This window comes from Prosthecobacter sp. (genome assembly GCF_044236155.1).
Taxonomy (GTDB): Bacteria; Verrucomicrobiota; Verrucomicrobiia; order Verrucomicrobiales; family Verrucomicrobiaceae; genus Prosthecobacter.
In genome coordinates, this window is sequence record NZ_JBIIHA010000002.1 from 41,816 (window position 1) to 65,392 (window position 23,577).

Here is a 23,577-nt window from a genome sequence, read left to right on the forward strand (position 1 = left end):
TCATGGAAATCTCCCGCCAATCCTCCGGTGATCTCATCGTCCTGCAGCTTGCGGGGCGGTTGGACGCGAACTGGTGCTCGCATGTCGAAACCGCGCTCTCGAATGCCGTGCGCGAGGGCGAGCATCGACTGCATCTCGACATGAATGCGGTGAGCTACATCAGCTCCGCAGGCATTCGCGTGCTGCTTGCCTGCTACAAGCAACTGCGCGCGATCAACGGCCTCTTCGGCGTCATTCGGCCCTCCGAGGCTGTGCGCTCCGTGCTGGAGCTTTCGGGCCTACAGATGCTCATCGCCTCCGAAACGGTCGCGAGCGCGACGAACGACGACGCAGGCAAAAAACTCGCCTCACCGAGCGCTGCGTATGAACTCTTCACGCTCGGCAGCGGCGGCATGAAAATCGAGCTGGTGGGCGATCCTGCGATGCTGGAGCGCGGAATTGGCACCACACAGCCTGCGGCACGTCGTTTTGACTCCAGCACCGTCGCGCTGGGCATCGGCGCACTCGGCGCGAACTTCGCGGAGAACGCCTCGCGCTGCGGTGAGATGCTCGCGGTGGCCGGTGTGGCCGCGTTTCAGCCCGCCGACGGTGCCAGCCAGCCCGACTTCATGCTCAGCGAAGGCGCGCTCGTGCCGGAAGGCCATCTTGTGCTCGGTTTGAGTGCGCAGGGCATATTTTCATCGCTGCTGCGCTTCGAGGCGAACGACGAGGACCGCCGCATCGGCATCACGGAGCTGATGCAGATGGCCTTGGAGTCCAGCGGTGCGAATGCGGTTGTGGTGGTCGCTGTCACCGAGACCGCAGGTCTCGTGGGCGCGATGCTGCGCCAGTCACCGACGACCAACGCCACCAACGAGCGCTTCGGCTTCCCGCAGATCCGCGACTGGCTCTCCTTCACCAGCGAGCGCTCGTTCCGCGACACCACTTCGCTCATCGTCGGTGTCATCGCGAAGCCTGGCTCGTCGTTCGACGCGCTGCTGCGTCCGCTCGCCAAAGGCAGCGACCTGCTCGGCCACCTGCACGCCGCCGTGTTCCCGTATCGACCGCTGCGCAAAGGCTGCATCGAATTGAAGACCGCCGTGACCAGCTTGTTCGACGGCCAGTCCTTGCAGGACGTGCTGCATCTCATCTGCGACCCACGCGGCTTCAGCGGCGCTGGCGAAAGCGAGCTGTATCGTGGCGCTGTCTGGATCGCGCCGATTCAATAAATGACGAATGAGGAATTCCGAATGACGAATCAATGCCCCAAGCACCCAAGCTCGAATGAACCGCACACAAAGCGGGCGGCATCGTCATTCGGGCCTCGTCATTCATTCGTCATTCCCTCATTCGTCCTTCGTCATTCTCATCCATGACTCTTCTCATCGGCGCATTGATCATCGGCCTCATCCTGTCGCTCCTCGCGCTGGGCGTGCTGGTGTCGTTCCGCATCTTCTCGATGCCGGACATCACCACGGATGGCTCCATCACGCTCGGAGCCTCCATCGCGGCCGTGCTGCTCGTGAAGGAAGTGAATCCCGTGCTCGCCACCGCCGCCGGAGCGCTCGGTGGTGCGCTTGCCGGAGCTGTCACGGGCATCATTCACACGAAATTCAAAATCAACTCGCTGCTCTCCGGCATCCTCGTGATGACCGCGCTCTATTCCGTCAATCTGCACGTCATGGGCCGCAGCAACGTGCCGCTCATGCAGGCCACCACGCTCGCCAGCTTCGGCGAAAAACTCGGCGAAGGGCTCGTGGGCGGCAAAACGATCCACCTCCTCGGCTGGCCCGTCGCTTCGGCCGATGCGGCGGTGCTCGTCCTCGCGCTCGGCTTCACCGCGGCGGCTGGCGCGGCGATGTTCGCCTTCTTCCGCACGCAGCTCGGCACCGCGATGCGTGCCACCGGCGACAATCCGCAGATGATCCGCACGCTCGGCTCCAACGTGGAGCGCAACATCATCCTCGGCCTCGCGCTCTCGAACGGCTTCGTCGCATTGAGCGGTGCGTTGCTCGCGCAGTATCAAGGCTTCGCCGATGCGCAGATGGGCATCGGCATGGTCGTGTGGGGCTTGGCCAGCGTCATCATCGGTGAGGCGCTCACCGGCACGCGCAGCCTCGGCCTCACCATCGTCGGCACCATCATGGGCTCCGTGTTGTTCCGCCTGCTCGTCGCCATCGCCCTGCGCTGGGGTTTGAATCCGAACGACCTCAAGCTCATCACCGCGCTCTTCGTCTTCGCCGCGCTCGTGCTGCCCGGCTTCATCGAGAAACTCAAGCGCCGCGCTTCAACCGCCACCTGATCCGCCATGCTTACGATTCGCGGCATCCGCAAAACCTTCAATCCCGGCACGGTCAACGAAGTTCGTGCTCTTCAGGGCGTCGATCTCACCATCGAGCCTGGCTCGTTCGTCATCGTGCTCGGCATGAATGGCTCCGGCAAATCCACGCTGCTCAATGCCGTCGCCGGCTCGTTCTTTGTCGATGAAGGCACGCTCACGCTCGCCGGACACGACGTGACGAAGTGGCCGGAGCACAAGCGCGCGAAGCTGATCGGCCGCGTGTTCCAAAATCCCTTCAGCGGCACCGCGCCGACGATGTCCATCGCGGAAAACTTCGCGCTCGCCAGCAAGCGTGGGCACGCACGCGGCCTCGGCTGGGCTCTGGCACCGAACTTGATGAAATCCCTGCGCGACCGCGTCGCCACGCTGAAGATGGGACTCGAAGACCGCCTCGACAACGCCATCGGCTCGCTCTCCGGAGGCCAGCGCCAGGCGCTTACGCTGCTGATGGCCACCTGGCTCAAGCCCGAGCTGCTCCTGCTCGACGAGCACACCGCCGCCCTCGATCCGAAGAGCGCCGATCAGGTCATCCAGCTCAGCGACGAGGTCATCCAGCGCGACAAACTGACCACGCTCATGGTCACGCACTCGATGCAGCAGGCCGTGAGCCTCGGCGACCGCATCATCATGATGAACCGCGGCCGTGTGCTGCACGACATCCGTGGCGCGGAAAAGAAACGCCTGCGCCCGGAGGACCTCATCGACCGATTCGACGAAGTGCGCCGCCGCGAACTGCTCGACGAAAGCGCCGCCGCGATGCTCCACGAGCTCTACATCTGACCCACCGTGAGCACGAACGCCCAAACCCTCACCCTGCGCAGCGATCTCGCCGAGCTGTCGCGGGTGAAGGCCCTTGTGGACGCGATTTGTGATCAAACACACGCCTCTGCAGCCGATGCGTCCGCCCTGCATCTCGCAGTGGAGGAAATCGTCACCAACGTCATCACCTACGGCTATCCCGACGGCCCTTATCACAACTTCACTCTCTTGCTTGAGTCCAACGATGCCGGTCGCATTCGCGCCGTCGTCACCGATAACGCTCCAGCCTTCAATCCACTCGCACGACCCGATGTGAACACCACGCTGCCGCTCGAAGAACGCCCCGTCGGCGGCCTCGGCGTGCATCTCGTGCGCCAGCTCATGGACGTATGCCTCTACGAGCATCGCGATGGCCACAACGTCTTCACGATGGAGCGGCAGCTCAACCGGGCCAGCGACTCCACGGCGCGCTTCGCCGCCACCAAGCTCGAATCCTCCGCCACACTCGCGCTTAGTGGCCGGCTCGATGGCTTGTCGAGTCCCGAACTCGAACAGCAGGTTGTTGCCCTGCTTGCGTCGGACATCCGCGCACTCGTCTTCGATCTCGCCGCGCTCGACTACGTCAGCAGCGCCGGATTGCGCGTGTTCATCCTCGCCGCGAAGAAGATGAAGGCCGCTGGTGGTGTGGCCACGTTCGTCTCGCCCACAAGCGCCGTGCGAAACATCTTCGAGATCACCGGCCTGCTCACCGCATTGGACGTAATGCCACGAGCGTGAGGTCATCCGCCTGCGGCGCGTCACCTTGATGCGCGAGCACCGCCGCCACGATGCGTTTTACCGCATCCTCGCTATGGTTGAGCGCCGAGCCCTGCAAGCAGCGCTGAATACCTTCGCTGCCAAACAGAGCCGACTGAGCATTCATCGACTCCGAAACGCCATCCGAGTACACGATCAAGGTTTCGTTCTGCGCGAGCACGCGACGCTGGGTCTCAAAAACCGTCTCCTCAAACACGCCGAGCGGTGCCGCACGCGGCCCTTCGAGCCATACGAGGTCGCCATTCGCTGAAACAATGGCCGGCAGAGGATGACCGGCGTTGGCCCAGGTCAATTCACCGCTCGCCGGATCAAACATTACCGCACAAGCCGTCACGAACTGCATCGTCTCGTTGCGCTCGCAGAGCAGCCGGTTCACCTGCGCCAGCAGCGTGCCCGGATCACCGATGTTCCTGACGAGTGTGCGCACGGCCATCGCTGCGAGAGCCATGAAGACTGCGGCGGACACGCCTTTGCCGGAAACATCGCCCACCAGCGCGAAGAAACGGCCATCGGGCAGGAAGAAGCCGTCGTAGAGATCACCGCCCGCCTCTTTTGCCGGATCGATGTGCGCCGCGAAATCAACGCGCTGACGTTCCGCTGCACTCGGCGGCGGTGGCAGCAGGCTGAGCTGGATTTGGCCCGCGATGCGCAGCTCGCTCTCGATCGCCTCACGTGCCGCGGTTTCCTGCCGCAACGCCGCGATGTGTTCCTGCAGCCGAGCTACGAGGAATTCCATCGCTTGCGCCACCGCGCCGACCTCGTCGTGACGTTCCGCCGCTTCCGTCACCCCAGGACGATCCCAGCCTTGCTCGGAGAAATCACTCGTCGCGAGTCCTCGCAAGGCATGCGCAAGCCGCGCCAGCGGTTCCTTGAGCTCCTGATTGCTGAACGACAAGCGTTCGGCCATCAGCGACGCCACATGACGATGAAAGGACAGCGCCAGCGCCGGATGCTTGCCCTCCAGCCGCGCCAGATTCGCCGAGGTCAACCGCCATAACACGGCAGAACCAACCGCCTCGACTGTCGCCGTGCGCACGCGTTGCCGATAGAATGCAATTTCGCCCAGACACTGCCCCGCGCCAAACTTCCGCACGTGCGAACGGCTCACACCATCGACTTCGAGCACCACGGCCACCTCACCTGACTCGATGAAAAACATGGAATCCGCGGGCTCGTCCTGGTGAAAGAGCGTTTCGCCATCGTTTAGCGCAATTTCCTCCAGATGCGCGCGCCACACGCCCCGAGTCGCGTCATCCGGGGCGAAGGCGGCCAGCGAGTTCAGCGATTCAGATGACGTCGAGGTTTCCACGGCGCTGCCTTTCCACAGGCGCCCCTTTATGGCAACGCCTCATGCGCTCATGACACCAGATTCCGGATCACCTGCGCGTGCACATCGGTGGGGCACCCGATGCTGTTGTGGCGGTCGATGGTCAGACGGCGCATTCCCAACCAACGACGCATCAGGGCTCTTTCTGCAATCGTCAGCGCACCCAGCGCGAGCCGCTGGACAGGCCCACATGCCAGTCGCGCAGGTGCATGTCGGAGTAGTCGGTCTTGCCGACGGCGCCGACCATTTTGGCGCCGGTGGCGCGTTTCCAGACCTTGCTGAAGCTCTCCGCCGTGTGGCAGCCCCAGCTCTGGCAGTAGGCGCTGTTCAGGATCGCGCTGCCGCTGATCCTGCGCAGATCGTTCTGGTGCAGCCAGGCGGTGGAGGTGGCGTAGGTGTCCGAGCTGTAGTCGAACATGAAGCTGTATTTGTTCGAATGGCCGAAGTACTCGAAGCCTGAGACCTTCATGCTACCGCGTTTGGGGCCGTGGTTGATGTAGCGGATCAATTCCTCGGTGCTGCGGAACCACACGAGATTGATGAATGGATAGGCCTTCGGCACGGACTCGATGTTCTGCATGAGCGGCTGGCGCTCCTCGGCCGCGCGGCGCACATAGCCGTCTCGATACACAAGCCAGGTGATGTGCGTGCCCTTCGGGGCAGAGGCGTTGATCTCCTGCATGCGCACGCGGGCGGTGCGGATGAAGTTGCCCCACCAGCGGTCGTGCTGCTCGCCCGGCTTGCGCAGATCTTCGAAACGTCTCACCGCAGGCCCGCCGCTGACGACGAGGTATTCGGTGTCGGCGGCGGCTTTGGTTGCGAGGCCGCAGGTGAGCAGAAGAAACGCGGAAAAAATCGGACGGGTCATGACAGCGTGAAGAATGCCAGTGATCACTTCAATTCAACCAGCTTCATGTCCTTGAACTGGACGGTCATCGGACCGCCGACATGGATTTGCAGCGCTAACAGGCCTTCCTTGGCTCCGACGGCGGATTCGTCGGTCACATCGACGGTTTGCACGCCATTGATGAAGTGCTGAAGGTGGCCGCCCTTGGCGACGATTTTGTACTCGTTCCAGTCCTCGTTCTTGATGACGGCCTGGATGGCGTCCGACTCGCCCACGCTGCCGGTGACCTCGATGTTCGCGCCTTTTTTCACGTTGCCCTTCTTGTCGGTCGTTTCCTTGTCGCCTTCCTTGATCACGACCTTCTGGCCGCGCAGGGCTAGGATGCCGCGGCCACGCTCCTCATAGAGGATGCCGCTGTAGGTCTTGCCCGCCTCGAAGTCGGCCTGGTAACCGCTGATGATCGGCCCCTGCGCGCCTTTTTCGAGCTCCTTGCTGCGATATTGGATGCCGGAGTTGCCTCCGATCATCTTGTACTTCAGCGTCAGCTCAAAATCCTTCACGAGGCCTCCGCGCCAGACGAGGAAAGTGTTGTGCTTGAGGATGGATTTGGCCGGATTTGCCGGATCGGCGGCCGTTTTTCCGGTGATCGCGCCGTCCTGCACGCTCCACAGCTCCATGTTGCCGTCCCACCCGGCGAGGTCCTTGCCGTTGAAGAGTTCTTTTTCTTCAGCGCCAGCAAAAGAGACGGCGGTGAACAAGGCGGCGAGTGTGAGATGCAGTTTCATGGTTGGAGTGGGTGGGTCGGGCGAGGTGTAACGCGAAGGCGTGGAAATGTCTATCGCTTTGCGGCCACGTCGAAACGCGCTTGCGGTTCAGACTGCCGGTGTTAGTCCCCGCAGATGAAGCCGCCGCGATTTCTCGTCCTTCCACTGTTCTGGCGCATGCTTGTCGTCGTCTGGGCGGCCGCTCTCTGGTGGCTGTCCTCGCAGAGCAAGCTGCCCTCGCCCGCGAAATTCGAGGGCATCGACAAGATCCAGCACGCCATTTACTTCGCCGCCGGCGGCCTGTGCTTTCTTCTCGGACTGCGCTTGGCAGGTTTGGCCCGCCAAACCATCCCCGCCATCGTCTTGACCGTGCTTTTCTGCTCAGTCATCGGCCTTATCGATGAATGGCATCAAACCTTCACTCCCGGCCGCAGCGGCGGCGATGTGTGGGACTGGACGGCGGATACCTTCGGCGGCTTCCTTGGCGCCCTGATCGCGCTTGGAGCCGGAAAATGGCTCACTTCAGCGGGAACCACCACAGCAGCAGGGCGGTGAGGAAGACGTTGGCGAGGGCGAGCTCGAAGAACACCTTCCAGCCGAGCGCCATGAGCTGGTCGAAGCGGAAACGCGGCAGCGTCCAGCGGATGACAATGAAGAAGACGATGAAACAGAACACCTTTGCGAAGAACGTGCCGATGTGCAGCAGCGAGGTGTAGAGCGGCGTGTCGCCGGGGATGTAATGCAGGTGCAGGCCGGTGAGCTTTGAGAGTACGGGGCCGAAGGGAATGCTCCATCCGCCAAGGAAGAGCGTCACGGCAAGGCCGGAACCGATGATCATGGCGGCGTATTCGCCCAGGAAGAACAGTGCGAACTTCATCGAGCTGTACTCCGTGTGATATCCGGCGACGAGTTCGGTTTCGCACTCGGCGAGGTCGAAGGGCAGGCGGTTTGTCTCCGCGAACATGGAGACCGTGAAAATGCAGAACGAGATGAAAACCGGGATCAGCAGCACCCAGCGGGCCGGGCTCAATCCTTCGCCCCACATGGGCAGCAGCAGCCAGCCGTTGGCGTCCTGGAAGGAGGACATCTTCGTGAGGTTCAGCTCGCCGAAGATCATCAGAACTGGAATGATCGAGAGGCCGAGCGAGATTTCATAGGAGATCATCTGCGCGCTCGAGCGCACGCCGCCGAGGAACGGGTATTTGGAGTTCGAGGCCCATCCGGCGAGCACGATGCCGTAAACGCCGAGCGAGGCGATGGCGAATGTGAAGAGCGGCCCGACGCTGAGGTCGGCGATCACCAGCTTGATCGGCTCCGTCACGCCGATGAAGGAAAGGTCCAGCTCGCTGCCGAAGGGGATCACGCAGCAGGTGAGCAATGCGGGCACCATCGTGAGGCAGGGCGCGAGCCAGTAGTAGAACTTGCGCACATGCGCGGGCACAAAGTCCTCTTTCAAGATGAATTTCAGTCCGTCCGCCGCCGCCTGGGCGAGACCGCCGATGCCGAAGGGCTGCCAGTCCTTCTTGAAACCAAACAGCGTGAGCGGCAAGCCGACGCGGTTCGGACCCACGCGGTCCTGGATCACCGCCGAGATGCGGCGCTCGAAGTAAACGGAAATCGAGACCAGCGGCAGGATGACGAGAAAGGTCAGAAACACGATCTTTCCCACCGAGGCGGCGAGCGCAATGAGATCGAAATTGGCGAGCAGGGGCGTGAACATCAGCATGGCGATTATCCGGCCCTCAAGAGGGGCGGCAACCCGATTTTGTGAAAAGTTTCACAAAGTCCCGCATCCTGCTCAGGACGGTGGATTGGGGGCGGGGTTTTGGACCGCCTTTTGCGCTTCTTCTTCCGACAGCGGCGCGATCTTGTCCGCGATGCGGAAGATGGCCAGGGTCAGCTCCACCGTCACTCGGGCGAAGATCAAATAGAGAAGGAAGGCCACCGGTGCCGTCACCATCGTGAACAAGCCGGAAAGGGTGCCCGACTTGAAGCCGCTGAACATCCAGGAACCCGCGTAAAACACCGCCGCCAGCAGGCTGAGCACGTAAAGCATGCGCACGAGGCGGGGCGTGACGAAGCGCTTGAAAGACAGGTCCAGAACGAGGTCAAGCACAGCTCGTATTTGCTGCCACAGGCTGGAGAGAACTGAGGAGGGGGAGGATTCGGCGCTCATGAGAGCAGAGTATGCCCGCCCGGGATGGCCGCAACATGCCAGAATCGAGGCTGGAATAGTGGTTGCGCCTTTCAGCAACCACAGCCAGAATCCGCGCCTCTTTTTCCGCCCCTGTGTCGGGGGTGGACAGTAAAGAAGCTCATCGACAAACCAACCCCGCCAAAGCCATGCCTGCGAAATCCAAAAAGCCCGCAGCTAAAAAGTCTGCCGCCAAGCCCGCCAAAAAAGCCCCTGCGAAAGCGGTGAAGTCGAAGAGCAAGCCCATTTCTAAAAAGCCTGCCCCCAAAAAAGCGGCTCCGAAGAAACCCTCCCCCAAACCTGTGAAGAAAGCCGCTCCCAAGAAAGCTCCCGTCGTCAAAAAAGCCCCAGCCAAAAAACCAGCCGCTGCTGCCAAGAAACCAGCCGCGAAGCCTGCCGCCCCTGCCAAGAAAGCGACTCCGGCCAAACCAGTCGTCAAAGCTGCCGCCAAGCCCGTAGCACCTCCGGCCCCCGCCAAACCTGCGGCTCCAGCCAAAGGCAAATCTGCTCCTGCTCCGCTGGTCCCCAAAGGCCGCACGACCACTTCAAATACCGGCACGCCCCGTGCTCGTTCCAAAAATGAGGACGAAGGCATCACGATCGAGATCGCCAAGGGCCCGGTGAAGATGACCCCCTTCCTCAAGAAGCAGAAACAGCGTCTCATCGAGCTTCGCGACGCCTATTTGAACTCCATCGAAGGCGTCGCCAACGAGACCATCCGCAGTGAAAATGGCACCGCCGCCGCCTTCGGCATGCATCAGGCTGACGCCGGCAGCGACGCCTACGACCGCGATTTCGCCCTCAGCCTCCTGGGCAAGGAGCAGGACGCTCTTTATGAGATCAACGAGGCCCTCAAGCGCATCGAAACCGGCACTTACGGCCTCTGCGAGGGCACCGGCGTGAAAATCCCCGAGGAACGCCTCGAGGCCATGCCGTTTGCCCGCTATTCGGTCGCCTACCAGGAAAAAATCGAGCGCAGCCAGATGTCCGGCCGCTGGAGCCGCCCCGTCCACTCCCTCTTCGGTCTTGATAACGCCGACGACGCCGCCGACGACGAGAAGGACGAAGACGAGGCTCCCGCCTCCAATAACAACAACTCCGGCGAATCGCTTGACTTCTCCAAGGAGTGACCTAGCCTCCGCGCCCCAAATTTATGCCGCGAGAAATCATCATCCTTGAATGCACCGAAGCGAAGGCCGCAGGAATGCCGACTTCCCGCTACGTGACCACGCGCAACAAGAAGAGCGTTCGCACCCCGAACCGTCTCGAGAAGGTGAAGTTCAACCACTTCATGAAGAAGCGCACCCTCCACCGCGAAATCCGCTAACCCCAGACAAAGACCGTTATGCAGCCGAAGACCAAAGAACGCATGTCCAACTTCCGTCGCGCGAATCGCAAGATGCCGCGCCGCCGCGTGGACATCCCGGTGGAAAAGATCGACTACACCAACCCGGAGCTGCTCGCCCGCTTCACCACCGAATCCGGCAAGCTCATCCCCCGCCGCGTCACCGGTCTGCCCGCCTGGCTGCACCGCAAGGTCGTGCGTGAGGTGAAGCGCGCCCGTGCCGTCAATCTGCTGCCCTGATCCGGCCCGGCATTGAATCCTGACCCGGTCCCACTGTTGCAACCTGCGGCAGTGGGATTTTTGTCTCTCTGAAATCCCCCATGTCCGCTCTCACAGACACGCAAAGCGAACGCGATGACCGCTGCCTGCCCATCGACCGCGTTGGCGTCCGCAGCCTGCGCTTCCCTTTGGGTATCCGTGATCGCGCCGCCCCCTTGCAGCACACCGTCGCAACGGTTTCTCTCGCCGTCGATCTGCCGCATCAGTTCAAAGGCACTCACATGAGCCGCTTCGTCGAGGTGCTGCATGCCCACGGTGCCGAGCTTACCGTCTCAAACATCGTCGCCATGCCGCGGGAGTTGATGAAAAAGCTCCACGCCGACAAGGCGCACGTCGAGATGCGCTTCCCCTACTTCCGTGCGAAAAAGGCGCCCGTCTCCGGCGCCGAGGGCCTGCTTGACTACGGAGTTGTCTTTGAAGTGAATGCCGACAAGGAAAAGACCGACTTCGTCCTCACCGTCGAAGTGCCCGTCACCACGCTCTGCCCGTGCTCGAAGGCCATCAGCGCCCGTGGCGCGCACAACCAGCGCGGCAACGTCACGCTCTCCATCCGCTTCTCCGAGCCGGTCTGGATCGAGGATCTCATCGAACTCGTCGAGTCCAGCGCCAGCAGCGAGCTGTTTAGCATTTTGAAGCGTCCCGACGAAAAGCACGTCACCGAGGCGGCCTACGACAATCCTGTGTTCGTCGAAGACCTCGTGCGCAACGTGGCCGTGAAGGCCAAGGCCCACAAAAAAATCACCTGGTTCCGCGTCGAGGCCGAAAACTACGAATCCATCCACAATCACAATGCCTGGGCGGTGATTGAAAGCCACACCCACCCCGCATGAGCTACGTCACCGCCGTTCTTCGCACCGATGAGCCACCGCTGATGCATCAGGCGGTCGAGGAAGCCGTGCGTTTGCTGCGTGAAGGTGAAGTTGTTGCCCTGCCGACCGAAACCGTCTATGGCCTCGCCGCCAACGCGCTCGATCCGGCCGCGGTCACGAAAATCTTCGAGGCGAAGGAGCGTCCGACGTTTGATCCGCTCATCGTGCATCTGCCCCGCAAAGAGCAGCTCGATCTCGTCGCCGAGGTGCCGCAGGAAATCGCGCAAACGGTCAAGCAGCTCACCGAACGCTTCTGGCCGGGCCCGCTGACAATCCTGCTGCCGAAGAAATCCGTCGTCCCCGACATCGTCACCGCCGGATTGCCCACGGTGGCCGTGCGGGTCAGCTCCAATGCCATTTTCAAACGCGTCATCAGCGCGCTCGACAAGCCGCTCGCCGCGCCGAGTGCGAATCGCTTCGGCTCCATCAGCCCGACTTCGGCCGGCGCGGTGCTTTCGGAGCTCGATGGTCGCATTCATCTCATCGTCGATGCCGGCGCCTGCCTGTTCGGCCTCGAATCGACCATCATCCGCATCGAACCCGGCACGCCGAAGCCGCTTATCACGATTGTGCGTCCCGGACCTCTCACACCGGATGATTTGAAGCCCTATGGCAAAGTCAAATTCGCCATCCGTAGCGTGATCGACGGCCCGGCGGACTCTCCCGGTCAGCTAGCATCCCACTACGCGCCACGCACCCCGCTGCGTCTGCTTTCCCGCCCCTCCGATTTCATCCCCGAGCATGGCAAACGCTACGCTCTGCTCAGCTATCGTGGCGAGGAGAAGGACGGCTACCTCAATCTCACCGACTGGGAGGAGGTCATGATGCTCAGCCCCGGCAATGGCAAGCTCCCGGAGGCCGCCGTGCGCTTTTTTCACGTCCTCCGCCGCCTCGACGAGCTCGGCGTGGACGAAATCATTGCGGAACCGTTGCATGAACACGGCATGGGAATCGCCATGATGGACAAACTGCGGCGCGCCAGCGTCCGCTACGCATCATGAGCGACGAAAAGAAAGACTCCTCCTCGCAAGCCCGGTCCACCGGGATCGTCTCCATCGCCATTCTTTGCAGCCGTGTGCTTGGTCTCGTGCGAGACCAGTTGTTGAACGGTTTCTTTGGCTCGGCGTTCACGGGTGTCTTCACCGCCGCGTTCCGCACGCCGAACATGCTTCGCGATCTCTTCGCCGAAGGAGCCCTTTCGACCGCCTTCGTCACCACCTTCTCCAAGAAGATGAAAACGGAGGGCGACGATGCCGCGTGGGCGCTCGGTCGCAAGATGATCTCGCTCTCGATCTGGTTCATGAGTCTGGTCGCTCTTGCCGGAGTGCTGCTGGCCCCCTGGATTTTCCGTTTGCTCACCCCCGGCTTGGATGAGCCGGCCAAGGTGCTCGGCACTTGGCTCGCTCAGATCATGTATCCCTTCATCGCGCTCGTTTCCGTCACGGCGCTGGTGATGGGCATGCTGAACTCAAAGAAGGTCTTCTTCATTCCGGCTGTCGCCTCCGCGTTCTTCAACCTTGGCTGCATCGTTGGCGGCGTGGTGCTCGCGTGGATCATCGACCCCGGCTTTCGACATGGCAATGTGAGCGAGAAAGGGCTTACTGGATTCGCCATCGGCACCCTGATCGGCGGCGTACTCCAACTCGCCGTGCAGTTGCCTTCGCTGCGTCGCGTCGGCTTCCGTTTCCGCTTCGATTTCGGCTGCAAAGATCCCGCTGTGAAGGAAGTCCTGCACCTGATGTGGCCCTCGATGCTCGCCGCCAGCGGCACGCAGGTCACGGTCCTGCTGAATTCCATTTTCGCCTCCTACACCGCGGGCAAGGAATCGTCCCTCGCCTGGCTGGCGAACGCCCAGCGGCTCCAGCAGCTTCCGCTCGGTCTTTTTGGTGTCGCCGTCGCCACCGTCACGCTGCCCATGCTTTCGCGTCTGGCCACGGAAGGCATCACACCGGCGTTTCGCGGCGCTTTGGCGAAAGGGCTGCGCCTTGTGCTCTTTCTGACACTGCCCTGCGCGGTCGGCCTCTCATTGCTCGCTCATGAGATCATCTCCGTCATCTTCGAGCACGGCAAGTTCACCGCCCATGACGTGGCAAACACAGCCGCGCCGCTCCAGGCGTATGCCTTTGGTCTCATCTTCTACTCCGCCATCAAAGTTCTCCAGCCCGCGTTCTACACGATCAACCGCCGCTTCATTCCCATGCTCATCAGCATCGGCATCATTGTGCTGAACCTCGTCTTGAACTCGACGACGGTTTTTCTGCTCAAATGGGACCACACCGCGCTCGCGTGGGCCACCGCGCTTGGCTTGCTGCTGAATTTCCTCACGCTCTACCTCTGCATGCGGAAATTCGCCGCCGGTCTCGAAACGGGCTCGCTCATGCGGTCATTGCTGCGGCTCGGCATTGCCATCGCCGTCATGTCCGCCGTCTGTCTGGCTGCCAAATTCACGATCATGGCCGATTGGAGCCATCTGCACTTCATTCCGCGCTGCGCATCGCTCGGTGTGACGATCAGCGTCGCCGCCGCTGCCTACTTTGCCGTCACGAAGATGCTCAAAGTCGAAGAATCCGGCGAGTTTCTGTCGTTGTTGGGCCGTCGCTTCGGCAAACGCTAGCCTCTCATGAACCTCCAGCGCTTCTGGCTTCAGATCGCCGCCTTTCTCATCCTCGTCTGGGGCGCCGCGGCCGTCGTCATGTGGATGACGGAGGATTCGGTCTTCACGCCGGAAAAGACACTCGCGCTGATGGCATCCGCGCCTTGGTTCGAGGATGACGACCTCGGCCACGAGCAGCGCCAGCAGCATCTCGACAAGGTCATCACGAACGTCGTCAAGCTCGACTACTCCCAGCGCAATACCATGCGCGAGGACGGCCAGGAAACCGTGGACCGCTTCATGAAGTCCCTCTCCGACGAGGAGAAGGGTGAGTACATCAGCCGCGTCGTCGAGGAGCATTTCAACGGCGCCATGCGCGGCATCGAGAAACTGCCCGCCGAGGACCGTCGCCGCATCATCGGCGGCATTTACCGCGACATGAAGAAGCGGGCCGCCGACAAACCGGAGATGCAGTTGATGCTCGGCGAGGATCCGGCCGCATTTGAGCGAAATTTCACCAAGGACATGGGCTTCTTCTTCAAGAACGCCCCGCTCAGCGCCAAACTGGAGATGGCTCCGATGTTTGAGGCCATGCATGCCCGGATGCAGGGCCTGCGCATGCGGTAACTATTTCCTCCAGCCCATCGGCTGCGTCCACGCCATCTCGGTCTGTCCTTCGAACGAGGGCTTGTCATACGGCTTCGACGAGGTGATCACGGCGCGGAAATACATCTCCTGGCCGGAGGGCTTCCAGGTGACTTCCGTGCCTTCGATCGTGGCGAGCGTCTTGCCCACGTCGTCGGAGTAAAGCAGGCGCGCAGGATGCAGATCGCCCTTCACGGCCGGGGCCGGGCGTGTCGTGGCATCGTAGCCGCGAAGCGTGCCGCGAATCTGCGTCGAGTAGGTCACGCCGGGCTCGGCGTGGATGCGGATGCGCAGCGTGCCATCTTTGAAGTGGCTGATGTCATCCAAAGTGACGCCGGAAGAGGCATAGAAATCGCCCGCCTGCATCGCCTTCACGATCTCGTCCGTATTGAGCTTCGATGCGCGCACCATCACCCAGCCGCGACCGGGTCCGTTGTCCTCACCGTGGTAGCGGTGGGAGTCATCCGTGCCCACGCCATAGAGCGGCTGTGCCTTGAACTCGGTGATGCGCAGCGTGTTGGCGATGTCCCAGATCTTTTCGTGCCCTGGGCGTGACTCATCGCCCTGCCAGTTGATGCCGGGGTGGCCGTTGTAGATCTCCCAGAAGTTTTCCTCCAGCACAGAGGCCAGATCCTCGGCGGACAGCGCCCAGCGGAAGTTCGGATGATTGATGTGCGTGAGCATCGGCACGCCGAGGCGCTTCGACTGCTCGTTCACGAGGCGCAGGTTCGCCCGCATCACCTCCGGGATGCTGCCCAGGTCCTTCACCGGCTTGATCTCCTCCTTCAGGTTCACCGCGTTCATGTGAATCGGCACGCTGCCGAGGCCCGCGCTGATCTCCTCGGCTTGGACGATGAGAAACTTGCCCGGCTCCTCGAATTTTGGCCGGTACTCCTCCAGCTTCTTCAGGCGCACCTCGGTCACGCCGTCCTTCTCCCGCGTCGTCACCCACTCGTCGCCAAAACGGGCGCGATACTTCTCCATCGTCGTCTTGCCCAGTGATTTGCGCCGTTTTTCGATCGCCGGGACGCTCATCCACACCTCTTTTGCTTGAAGCACGTTGTGATCAGAAATGGCCAGGAAGTCGTAGCCATGCTGCTTGTACCAGTCCGTGATCATCTCCGGGAAATCATTCCCGTCGCTCCACAACGAATGCGTGTGCGTGTTGCCCTTGAACCATTTCAGTTCTTGAGCGTGTGCGGTGGAGATCAGTCCTAGGACGAAAGAAGCAAGGATGGCTGGGCGCATGGAACGGGAACGTGGGCAAGGAGCCGGACTTGCCAGGCGCGGTCAAAAAGAACGGCGCTTGGCAAGTGCTGCTCCGTGAGCATGTGACCATCACTGCTCCACCTTGAACACGTGCATCGAGACACCGCTAGGATTGAGGCCGACGTAGTTGTCCGCGCCGCGCCACTCGTAGGTTTGGTTGTGGATGAGGTCGGTGACCTTGTAGGGGCGGCTGCCGTCGAGGCCGAGGGCGGCGAGATCGAGGTGGACCATGCCGGCGGCAGGGTGATGCGGATCGTGGCTGATCGTGCAGAGGATGCGGTTGCTGAAGTCCGCTGTGGCCTTGCTGTAGCAGAGGATCTGCGGGTGGTCGGAGCCGTGGAAGCGCAGGTTGTCGTAGAGATGCAGCGCGGGGTTGTCGCGGCGGATTTGGTTCAGGATGCGGATGAACGCGGTGATGTTGTTGGACGGCTGGTTGTAGTCGCGCTGCTTGATTTGGTACTTCTCGCTGTTGTCGTACTCTTCCTTGCCGGGATACGGATCGTTTTCACACAGCTCGTAGCCGGAATACAGGCCCCAGGTCGAGGAAAGCGTGGCCGCGAGAGCCGCACGGATGCGGAACATCTGCGGGCCGGCGTTTTGCAGGTGGCCGGGCAGGATGTCGGGCGTGTTCGGCCAGAAATTGCCGCGATAATACCAGCGCATCTCGCCCTGCGTGAGTTCCTTCGCGTATTCGGTGAGCGCGTGCTTGTCCTCGCGCCAGGTGAAGTAGGTGTAGCTCTGCGTGAAGCCGACTTTGCCGAGCACCTGCATCATTTTCGGCTTCGTGAAGGCCTCGGCGAGGAAGAGCACGTCGGGGTCCTTGCGCTGGATGGTGCTGATGAGTTCCTCCCAGAACGCCACGGGCTTGGTGTGCGGATTATCGACGCGGAAAATCTTCACGCCGCGATCCACCCAGAACTGCACCACGTCGATGAGCTCGTTCCACAGGTTGCGCCAGTCGTCGCAGTGGAAATTGATCGGGAAGATGTCCTGGTACTTCTTCGGCGGGTTCTCCGCATAGCGGATGCTGCCGTCGGGACGCTGGTAGAACCATTCGGGATGCTCCTTCACATACGGATGATCCGGCGAGCAGTTGATGGCGAAGTCGAGCGCGATCTCGAGGCCGCGTTTCTTCGCCTCCTTCACCAGCCAGACGAAGTCTTTCTCCGTGCCGAGCGCCGGCTCGATGGCACGATGTCCACCCGCAGGTCCGCCAATGGCCCACGGACTGCCGACATCGCCGGGCTGTGCGGTGAGCGTGTTGTTCTTTCCTTTGCGGGCAGTGATGCCGATCGGATGGATCGGCGGGAAGTAGATGACGTCGAAGCCCATGCTCGCCGCGTGATCGAGGCGGCCCAGGCAGTCGCGGAAAGTGGAATGCTTGTCTGCGCGACCTTCCGCATTGCGCGGGAAAAACTCATACCAGGCGGAGAATCGGGCACGCTCACGCTCCACGATGACCTGCAGCGGCGTGGACACGGTGGACAGCGAGCGGTCAGGATACTGATCCATCAGACTCTGCAGCTCCTCGGATTGCAGCACATCCATGATGTCCTGCACCTTCACCGTCGTGAGCAGATCCGCGAAGTCCTCCAATTGCGTCGCCACCTCGGGCACGCCTGCTTTTCGGGCACGTTTGCCAGCATCACGCAGCAGGCGTGCGCCTTCCTGCGCCTCGATGGGCACATCGGGATCTTTGGCCTGCACACGCACGGCGAAGGTCTTTTTCCACGAGCGGAAGGTGTCGCCCCAGGCCTCGACGAGATACTCCCAGCGTCCCGCCTTGGGAAAACGGCACTGCCCGCTCCAGCGGTCGTTGTCCACGGGCTTCATCGCTGCTTCGAACCAACGACGGGCTCCCGCCTGCCGCCAGCGCAGCACGGCGCTCATCACATCGTGGCCGTCCTTGAAAATGTCACACCAGACGTCCAGCGGCTCATCAATGATGCGTTTGACCGGATGGCGGCCTCCTTCAATGCAGGGGTAGAAGTTTTCGATGACGACGGTGGGAGCGTGGGACATGGCAAAAAGAGTTTCTGGGGGGACGGAGCAGCATTGCGTCCAGAAACCTCTTCAACAACTGCAAAACCGTGCCAAAGCCACGCTTGGCCGGGTGCCTCAGGCCAGAATGTCCGTCACCACCTTGCCAAACACGTCGGTGAGCCGGAAATCGCGCCCGGCGTAGCGGTAGGTGAGCTTTTCGTGGTCCAGACCCAGTAGATGCAGGATCGTCGCGTGCAGGTCGTGCACGTGGATCGGATTTTCCTCCGCGTTCATGCCGAGTTCGTCGGACGTGCCGTAGGTGAGGCCGCCTTTCACGCCGCCGCCGGCCAGCAAGGTGCTGAAGGCCGTGTGGTGATGATCGCGACCACGTTTCATCGGGTCGGATTTCTTGTTCTTGTCCTGATTTTCCTGCGAGTAGGGCGTGCGGCCGAATTCGCCTGTCCACACCACCAGCGTGTCCTCCAGCATGCCGCGCTGCTTCAGGTCGCTGATCAGCGCCGCGGAGGCGCGATCACTGTCGGCGCAGAGCTCCGGATGACGCTTGTAGTGGTCGCTGTGCGTGTCCCAGGGCTGGTTGTTGCTGCTGGTGTAATAGACGCTCGTGTAGCGGACGCCGGACTCGGCCAGGCGACGTGCCAGCAGGCAGGAGCGGCCAAAAGGCGTGTCGCCATACAGCTCGCGCACCTTGGGCGGCTCCTTGCTGATGTCGAAGGCGTCGCTGGCAGCGCTCTGCATGCGGTAAGCGGTTTCCATCGACTTGATCTGCGCCTCCAACGCGGAGTCGTGCGCGCGTTTCGCAGCGTGGATGCCGTTGAGACGTTGAATGAGGTCGATCTGCCGGCGTTGCGTGCCGGCGGAGAGCACGGGATTGCGCACATTCGCCACGAGTTTGTCCACGCTCATGTCAGAGGTGATGACGCCGGTGGCCTGGAACTCAGCGGGCAGGAAGGAATTGCTCCACAGCGCTGGTCCGACCACGATGTTCGGCGTGGGGCGCAGCACGACGAAGCCTGGCAGGTTCTCATTCTCCGTGCCGAGCCCATACAGCACCCACGAGCCGAGCGAGGGGCGGATCGGCTGGATGTTGCCCGTGTTCATCATGAGCAGCGCAGGCTCATGGTTCGGCACGTTCGTGTGCATGGAGCGGATCACGCAGCAGTCGTCGATGATGCTGCCCAGGCGCGGCAGACTCTCGCTTACCTCGATGCCGCTCTGGCCGTATTGATCAAAGCGCAGCGGTGAGGACATGAAGCCGCTCGTCTTGGGTGCCTTGTAGAGCTTCCCGCTTGGCTGCTGGCCTTCAAACCTCTTCAGCGCCGGCTTCGGATCGAAGGTGTCGATGTGCGACGGCGCTCCGTTCATGAACAGGAAGATCACGCGCTTCGCCTTCGGCGTGATCGGCTGCTTCACCGTGGCCTGCGCCTGTGGGCCCAGCATTCCCGCGAGTCCGATCGCGCCAAAACCGGCCGAGAGACGCTGCAATGCATCGCGACGTGAGAGGTGAGAGGCCGATTCAGTCCACATAGAGCATTTCGTTGGTGGCCAGCAGCGCCTGCGCGAGCTGTTCCCAAGGCTTCATTGGGCCGTCAGCAGGCTGGCGCAGGAAATCGAGCGCGAGAGCGAGCTCCTCGGCCAGAGGTTCGCGGGTGAAAAGCAGCTCGTAGGCGAGGCGCACGCGTGCTGGATCATCCTCGGCCTCAGCCTGGAGCCGACGGGCGAGATGCTTCGCCTCCGCGATGATGAACGGGCTATTCATCACGAAAAGCTTCTGCGTCGGCGTGGTGCTCTCCGAGCGGCGGGCGGCATGCACGTTCGCATCCGGGTAATCGAAGAGCATGAGCGTCTTGTTCAGTTCCTTGCGGCTGATTTGCGAGTACAGCGTGCGCTTGTGATGATCCGCGGCACCGAGATCCAGTGAGCGGCCGCCTTCGCCGTCCAAAGTGCCCGAAACCGCGAGGACCGCGTCGCGGAACGGCTCGATGGCCAGTCGCTTGCGATTCATGCGCCAGAACTGGTCGTTGGCCTCGTCGAGCTGCGCGTTCGCCGCGCTGCCGCTGCTGCTTTGGCGATACGTCGCCGACAGGACCAATTCGCGAACGAGCCGTTTGACCGACCAGCCGCCCTGCATGAAACGCACGGCCAGATCGTCGAGCAATTCGGGATGCGTCGGCTTGTCCCCCATCGCGCCGAAATTGCTGGTGGTGCGGGCCAGCGGCCTGCCAAACAGCATGTCCCAAACACGGTTCACGAACACGCGGGCGGTCAGCGGATTCGCCTCGTCCGCGATCAGCCGCGCCAGCTCCGCCCGGCCGCTGCCCTGGGTGAATTTTACCGGCTCGTCCTTGCTGAGAACTTGAAGCCAGCCGCGTGCGGCGGCAGCGCCCGGCGATTCGGTGTTGCCGCGATCATAAACCGGCAGGTCACGCGGATTGTCGTCGCGCACGATGTGGATCGTGCGCGGGTCCATCTTTTCGGCGGAGGTCTTCTCGTCCTCGTCCTTGCCGTCGGGACGCAGGCTCACTTTCTTCACGGAGGCGAACACGCCCGCCATCGCGTAGTAGTCGCGGGTGCTGATGGGATCGAATTTGTGATCGTGACAACGCGCACAAGCAACCGTGAGGCCGAGGAGCGACTGGGAGACCATGTCCACCTGCTCCGCCCACTCCTCCGCCTGCACGTCGAGCCGGGAGCGTGCGTAAAGCTTGTGCCCCAGGCCCAAAAAACCTAGTGCGGCGAGGTCTTCGGTGTTTTTCGGCTCAATCAAATCCACTGCGAGCTGCTTCTTGATGAACTGGTCGTAAGAAACGTCCGCGTTGAATGCCGACACGATCCAGTCGCGGTAATGCCACGCGTTTGGCAAATTGAGCGAGGTGTTGTTGCCGACCTGATGCGCCTGATCCTCGGCATAGCGGGCCAGATTCAGCCAAAGTGAGGCCATGCGTTCGCCGAAGGCACGACGGCCGAGCAAATCATCCACGAGGCGCTCGTAAGCTCCTGGGTTGGCGTCGCTCAAAAACTTCCGTGCGTCATCGGGTGCCGGCGGCAGCCCGGTGAGATCGAAGAACACCCGGCGCAGCAGCATGCGCTTCTCCGCCTCCGCGGCGGGGAAGAGGCCGTTTTGCTCCATCTTCGCGAGGATGAAGTGGTCCACGCGTTCACGCGGCCAGGTCACATCGTTCACCTTCGGCAAAGCCTGCGCTTTCGGTGGCACAAACGACCAATGCTGGCGTGCTTGCCCCCAATCAATCGACGATGGCTCGGCGGCATGCAGCACCGAGCCCAGCATCAGGCATGGGAGAACGATGAAAAGATGTCCAGGACGAAGCACGGGGACAAAACGCCGCTCAGCGCGAGGTTTTACGCCTTCATCCGTCTTGGTTTCAGCTTGCCAGTAGCGGACGCAGCATGTCGCAAATCTCCGGCACTTTAACGAACGGATCTTCCTTCGTCTCGAACTCGAGCGTGAACCAACCCTGGTAATTCGCGTCGCGGAGGATTTGGAGGAGACGTTTCACATCGCTGGGCTCGGCTTCCTTCGCACCTTCGCGTTTGATCTCCATCTTGAGCTGCACGTTGACCGCGTAAGGCGCGATCTTGGCGAGATCGGCATATGGATCAGCGGTGTGGAAGTTGCCGCTGTCGAGATTGATGCCGGCCCACGGGCTTTTCGCGGCCTGCACCATCTTCACGAGATTGTCCGGCAGCGCCACGATGCCGCCGTGGTTCTCCAGACCGAGGAAGACGCCTTTTTTGCCCGCGTAATCGAGGCACTCTTGATAAGCTTCGAGGCAGTTCGCCACGGCTTCCTCCTCGCTCATGCTTTTCTCCTTCGCCCCGGCAAACACGCGGATGTGCGGCGCACCCATCGTGGCGGCGTGATCGATCCATTTCTTCGTGTAGGCGATCTGCTCGTTGAGCTTGTCGCCCTTCGGCAGCGCGAAGTTGTTGCCGACGGCCGTGCCGGCGATCTGCACGCCGCGCAGGTAGCAGTGGCGCTTCAATTCGAGGAGATAAGCCTCATTCACATCCGGCGGGAAGAAGTAGCTCGTCAGCTCCGCGCCGGGCACGTTGTTATCCGCGCACCAGTCCACGAAATCGGTGATGCTCCACGGCTTGCGGTCGCTCTTCGGCTTCTGCTCTTTGTCGCGCATCCACTGGAAGTACTCGCGGAACGAATACGCCGCCACGCCGAGCTGCATGCGGCTTTTGCCGGGGCGTTTGATCGGCTCAATGGCCGGAAGCGAGGTGACAGTGAGCGCACCGAGGCTGGTGGAGAGGAAATGACGGCGGGAGATCATGGCGGGTGAAAGAACGTGTTGGGATGACAGGATTAACAGAGCACCCAACTCATGAACAAGCTTTCTCTTCTCGCCACCGCCCTGATTTTCACGTCCATCGCTCACGCTGAGCCCACGAAGGTGAAACTCTGGCCTGAGGGCGCTCCGCTGGCGAAGGGTAACGAGGACAAGGACCAGCCCTTCATCAATGTGTGGTCAGCAGCGAAGGAAAAAGCGAACGGCGCTGCCTTTGTCGTGTGCCCGGGCGGTGGTTATGGCGGTCTCGCGGCCGATCATGAGGGCGTGCAGGTGGCGAAGTGGTTCAATGGCATCGGCGTGAGCGCTTTTGTGCTGCATTACCGGCTTGGAACGAACGGCTACCACTTTCCCACGCAGCTCATCGACGTGCAGCGCGCGATCCGGCATGTGCGGGCGAATGCGAAGCAGTATGGCATCGATCCGGAGCGCATCGGCATCATCGGCTTCAGCGCTGGCGGTCATCTCACCTCGATGGCGGCGACGATGTTTGACGAGAAGCCCGCGGGCATGACGAATGACGCCATCGATCAAGTCAGCGCCCGCCCCACCGTGGCCGCGCCGACGTATCCGGTGATCTCGATGATCGAAGACTACGGCCACAAAGGGTCGCGCAAAAACCTGCTCGGCCCGAATGACAACGACGAACTCGCCAAGCACACCAGCACCGAGCTGCGCGTGACCGTGAACACGCCGCCGATCTTCATCTTCCACACCGATGACGACACCGTGGTACCCGCGGAGAATCCAGTGGCCTTTTACCTCGCCTGTCGAAAGCACAAGGTGCCCGCCGAGCTGCACATCTACAAACCCGGACCGCACGGGGTCGGCCTTTACCTCGGTGATCCCGTGCTCGGCACCTGGAGTGGCCATCTGCGCGACTGGCTGCGCAATCAAGGCTTCCTCAAACCGGCGAAACGCACGGCCATCAACGGCAAAGTCACCGTCAACGGCACGCCCGTGAGCTGGGGCAGCGTCATCTTCACGCCGGAAGATCCGAGCGCTCCTGTCGCCTGTGCGCGCGTGATGCGCGGCAGCTTCAAACTCGATGAAAAGACCGGTCCGGTGGTCGGAAAGGTCACGCTAACCGTCAGCTACAGCGCCGCCGACGTGCCCGGCCTGGAAACGCCGGATGGCACCGTGACGACGAAAGAGCAGAAGCCTGGGGCAGGGGAGTGGACCTTCGATGTGGTCGAAGGAGTGAAGAACGTTGAATTGCAGGTCGCTCGCTGA

Annotated in this window: 23 protein-coding genes; 13 read left to right on the forward strand and 10 right to left on the reverse strand. The window is 61.8% G+C overall.

The window, feature by feature from the left end; all coding sequences use genetic code 11:
- The first annotated feature begins 2 nt into the window (after positions 1 to 2).
- From ACILSE_RS01990 to ACILSE_RS02005, 4 genes are all read left to right on the forward strand, one after another.
- Positions 3 to 1,208, forward strand: coding sequence for an STAS domain-containing protein (locus tag ACILSE_RS01990; RefSeq protein ID WP_395715665.1), 1,206 nt, complete (start codon positions 3 to 5; stop codon positions 1,206 to 1,208).
- Positions 1,209 to 1,351: 143 nt separating this feature from the next.
- Positions 1,352 to 2,281 carry an ABC transporter permease gene (locus ACILSE_RS01995; RefSeq protein WP_395715666.1) on the forward strand — a complete coding sequence of 310 codons (930 nt, stop codon included), beginning with the start codon at positions 1,352 to 1,354 and terminating at the stop codon, positions 2,279 to 2,281.
- Positions 2,282 to 2,287: 6 nt separating this feature from the next.
- Positions 2,288 to 3,100 (forward strand): ABC transporter ATP-binding protein, encoded by an 813-nt coding sequence (locus ACILSE_RS02000; RefSeq protein WP_395715667.1) that lies wholly within the window; start codon positions 2,288 to 2,290, stop codon positions 3,098 to 3,100.
- A gap of 6 nt (positions 3,101 to 3,106) precedes the next feature.
- Positions 3,107 to 3,856, forward strand: a complete 750-nt coding sequence (locus ACILSE_RS02005) for an anti-sigma factor antagonist (protein WP_395715668.1) — start codon at positions 3,107 to 3,109, stop codon at positions 3,854 to 3,856.
- Here the strand turns inward: ACILSE_RS02005 and ACILSE_RS02010 are convergent.
- The 3 genes from ACILSE_RS02010 to ACILSE_RS02020 form a co-directional block, all read right to left on the reverse strand.
- Positions 3,825 to 5,204 carry a PP2C family protein-serine/threonine phosphatase gene (locus ACILSE_RS02010; RefSeq protein ID WP_395715669.1) on the reverse strand — a complete coding sequence of 460 codons (1,380 nt, stop codon included), beginning with the start codon at positions 5,202 to 5,204 and terminating at the stop codon, positions 3,825 to 3,827. The genes ACILSE_RS02005 and ACILSE_RS02010 overlap by 32 nt on opposite strands.
- Before the next feature lie 172 nt (positions 5,205 to 5,376).
- Positions 5,377 to 6,090, reverse strand: coding sequence for a hypothetical protein (locus ACILSE_RS02015; protein WP_395715670.1), 714 nt, complete (start codon positions 6,088 to 6,090; stop codon positions 5,377 to 5,379).
- 23 nt (positions 6,091 to 6,113) lie between these two features.
- Entirely contained in the window at positions 6,114 to 6,854 is a 741-nt protein-coding gene (locus ACILSE_RS02020) for a DUF1080 domain-containing protein (RefSeq protein ID WP_395715671.1), read from the reverse strand.
- A gap of 114 nt (positions 6,855 to 6,968) precedes the next feature.
- On the opposite strand from ACILSE_RS02020, the gene ACILSE_RS02025 reads away from it, so the two are divergent.
- The gene (locus ACILSE_RS02025; protein WP_395715672.1) at positions 6,969 to 7,388 is read left to right on the forward strand and encodes a VanZ family protein; all 420 of its coding nucleotides are present in this window, start codon (positions 6,969 to 6,971) and stop codon (positions 7,386 to 7,388) included.
- On the opposite strand, the gene ACILSE_RS02030 is transcribed toward ACILSE_RS02025, so the two are convergent.
- Together ACILSE_RS02030 and ACILSE_RS02035 are read right to left on the reverse strand one after the other, a co-directional pair.
- Positions 7,351 to 8,553 carry an NADH-quinone oxidoreductase subunit H gene (locus tag ACILSE_RS02030; protein WP_395715673.1) on the reverse strand — a complete coding sequence of 401 codons (1,203 nt, stop codon included), beginning with the start codon at positions 8,551 to 8,553 and terminating at the stop codon, positions 7,351 to 7,353. The genes ACILSE_RS02025 and ACILSE_RS02030 overlap by 38 nt on opposite strands.
- Before the next feature lie 78 nt (positions 8,554 to 8,631).
- Positions 8,632 to 9,009, reverse strand: coding sequence for a DUF4282 domain-containing protein (locus ACILSE_RS02035; RefSeq protein ID WP_395715674.1), 378 nt, complete (start codon positions 9,007 to 9,009; stop codon positions 8,632 to 8,634).
- Between the two features lie 167 nt (positions 9,010 to 9,176).
- On the opposite strand from ACILSE_RS02035, the gene ACILSE_RS02040 reads away from it, so the two are divergent.
- From ACILSE_RS02040 to ACILSE_RS02070, 7 genes are all read left to right on the forward strand, one after another.
- Entirely contained in the window at positions 9,177 to 10,157 is a 981-nt protein-coding gene (locus ACILSE_RS02040; protein ID WP_395715675.1) for a TraR/DksA family transcriptional regulator, read from the forward strand.
- A 23-nt stretch (positions 10,158 to 10,180) separates the two neighbouring features.
- Positions 10,181 to 10,354, forward strand: a complete 174-nt coding sequence (rpmG, locus tag ACILSE_RS02045; protein WP_395715676.1) for a 50S ribosomal protein L33 — start codon at positions 10,181 to 10,183, stop codon at positions 10,352 to 10,354.
- 42 nt (positions 10,355 to 10,396) lie between these two features.
- The gene (gene rpsR, locus ACILSE_RS02050) at positions 10,397 to 10,612 is read left to right on the forward strand and encodes a 30S ribosomal protein S18 (RefSeq protein ID WP_395715677.1); all 216 of its coding nucleotides are present in this window, start codon (positions 10,397 to 10,399) and stop codon (positions 10,610 to 10,612) included.
- A gap of 80 nt (positions 10,613 to 10,692) precedes the next feature.
- The gene (gene folE2 / locus ACILSE_RS02055) at positions 10,693 to 11,481 is read left to right on the forward strand and encodes a GTP cyclohydrolase FolE2 (protein ID WP_395715678.1); all 789 of its coding nucleotides are present in this window, start codon (positions 10,693 to 10,695) and stop codon (positions 11,479 to 11,481) included.
- Positions 11,478 to 12,521, forward strand: a complete 1,044-nt coding sequence (locus tag ACILSE_RS02060; protein WP_395715679.1) for an L-threonylcarbamoyladenylate synthase — start codon at positions 11,478 to 11,480, stop codon at positions 12,519 to 12,521. The genes folE2 and ACILSE_RS02060 overlap by 4 nt, the downstream gene beginning before the upstream one ends.
- Positions 12,518 to 14,134 (forward strand): murein biosynthesis integral membrane protein MurJ, encoded by a 1,617-nt coding sequence (gene murJ, locus ACILSE_RS02065; RefSeq protein ID WP_395715680.1) that lies wholly within the window; start codon positions 12,518 to 12,520, stop codon positions 14,132 to 14,134. The genes ACILSE_RS02060 and murJ overlap by 4 nt, the downstream gene beginning before the upstream one ends.
- Before the next feature lie 6 nt (positions 14,135 to 14,140).
- Positions 14,141 to 14,740, forward strand: a complete 600-nt coding sequence (locus ACILSE_RS02070; protein ID WP_395715681.1) for a hypothetical protein — start codon at positions 14,141 to 14,143, stop codon at positions 14,738 to 14,740.
- Here ACILSE_RS02070 and ACILSE_RS02075 read toward each other — a convergent pair whose 3' ends face one another.
- The 5 genes from ACILSE_RS02075 to ACILSE_RS02095 all read right to left on the reverse strand — a co-directional run bounded on the left by ACILSE_RS02075 (position 14,741) and on the right by ACILSE_RS02095 (position 22,329).
- A complete protein-coding gene (locus tag ACILSE_RS02075; RefSeq protein WP_395715682.1) occupies positions 14,741 to 16,006 on the reverse strand; it encodes a hypothetical protein in 1,266 nt (421 codons plus the stop codon).
- A gap of 90 nt (positions 16,007 to 16,096) precedes the next feature.
- Entirely contained in the window at positions 16,097 to 18,049 is a 1,953-nt protein-coding gene (locus ACILSE_RS02080) for an alpha-1,4-glucan--maltose-1-phosphate maltosyltransferase (RefSeq protein ID WP_395715683.1), read from the reverse strand.
- A 96-nt stretch (positions 18,050 to 18,145) separates the two neighbouring features.
- Positions 18,146 to 19,555, reverse strand: coding sequence for a DUF1501 domain-containing protein (locus ACILSE_RS02085; RefSeq protein ID WP_395715684.1), 1,410 nt, complete (start codon positions 19,553 to 19,555; stop codon positions 18,146 to 18,148).
- Entirely contained in the window at positions 19,545 to 21,317 is a 1,773-nt protein-coding gene (locus ACILSE_RS02090; protein WP_395715685.1) for a DUF1549 and DUF1553 domain-containing protein, read from the reverse strand. The genes ACILSE_RS02085 and ACILSE_RS02090 overlap by 11 nt, the downstream gene beginning before the upstream one ends.
- 94 nt (positions 21,318 to 21,411) lie before the next feature.
- A complete protein-coding gene (locus ACILSE_RS02095; RefSeq protein WP_395715686.1) occupies positions 21,412 to 22,329 on the reverse strand; it encodes a sugar phosphate isomerase/epimerase family protein in 918 nt (305 codons plus the stop codon).
- Positions 22,330 to 22,380: 51 nt separating this feature from the next.
- On the opposite strand from ACILSE_RS02095, the gene ACILSE_RS02100 reads away from it, so the two are divergent.
- The gene (locus ACILSE_RS02100; protein WP_395715687.1) at positions 22,381 to 23,577 is read left to right on the forward strand and encodes an alpha/beta hydrolase; all 1,197 of its coding nucleotides are present in this window, start codon (positions 22,381 to 22,383) and stop codon (positions 23,575 to 23,577) included.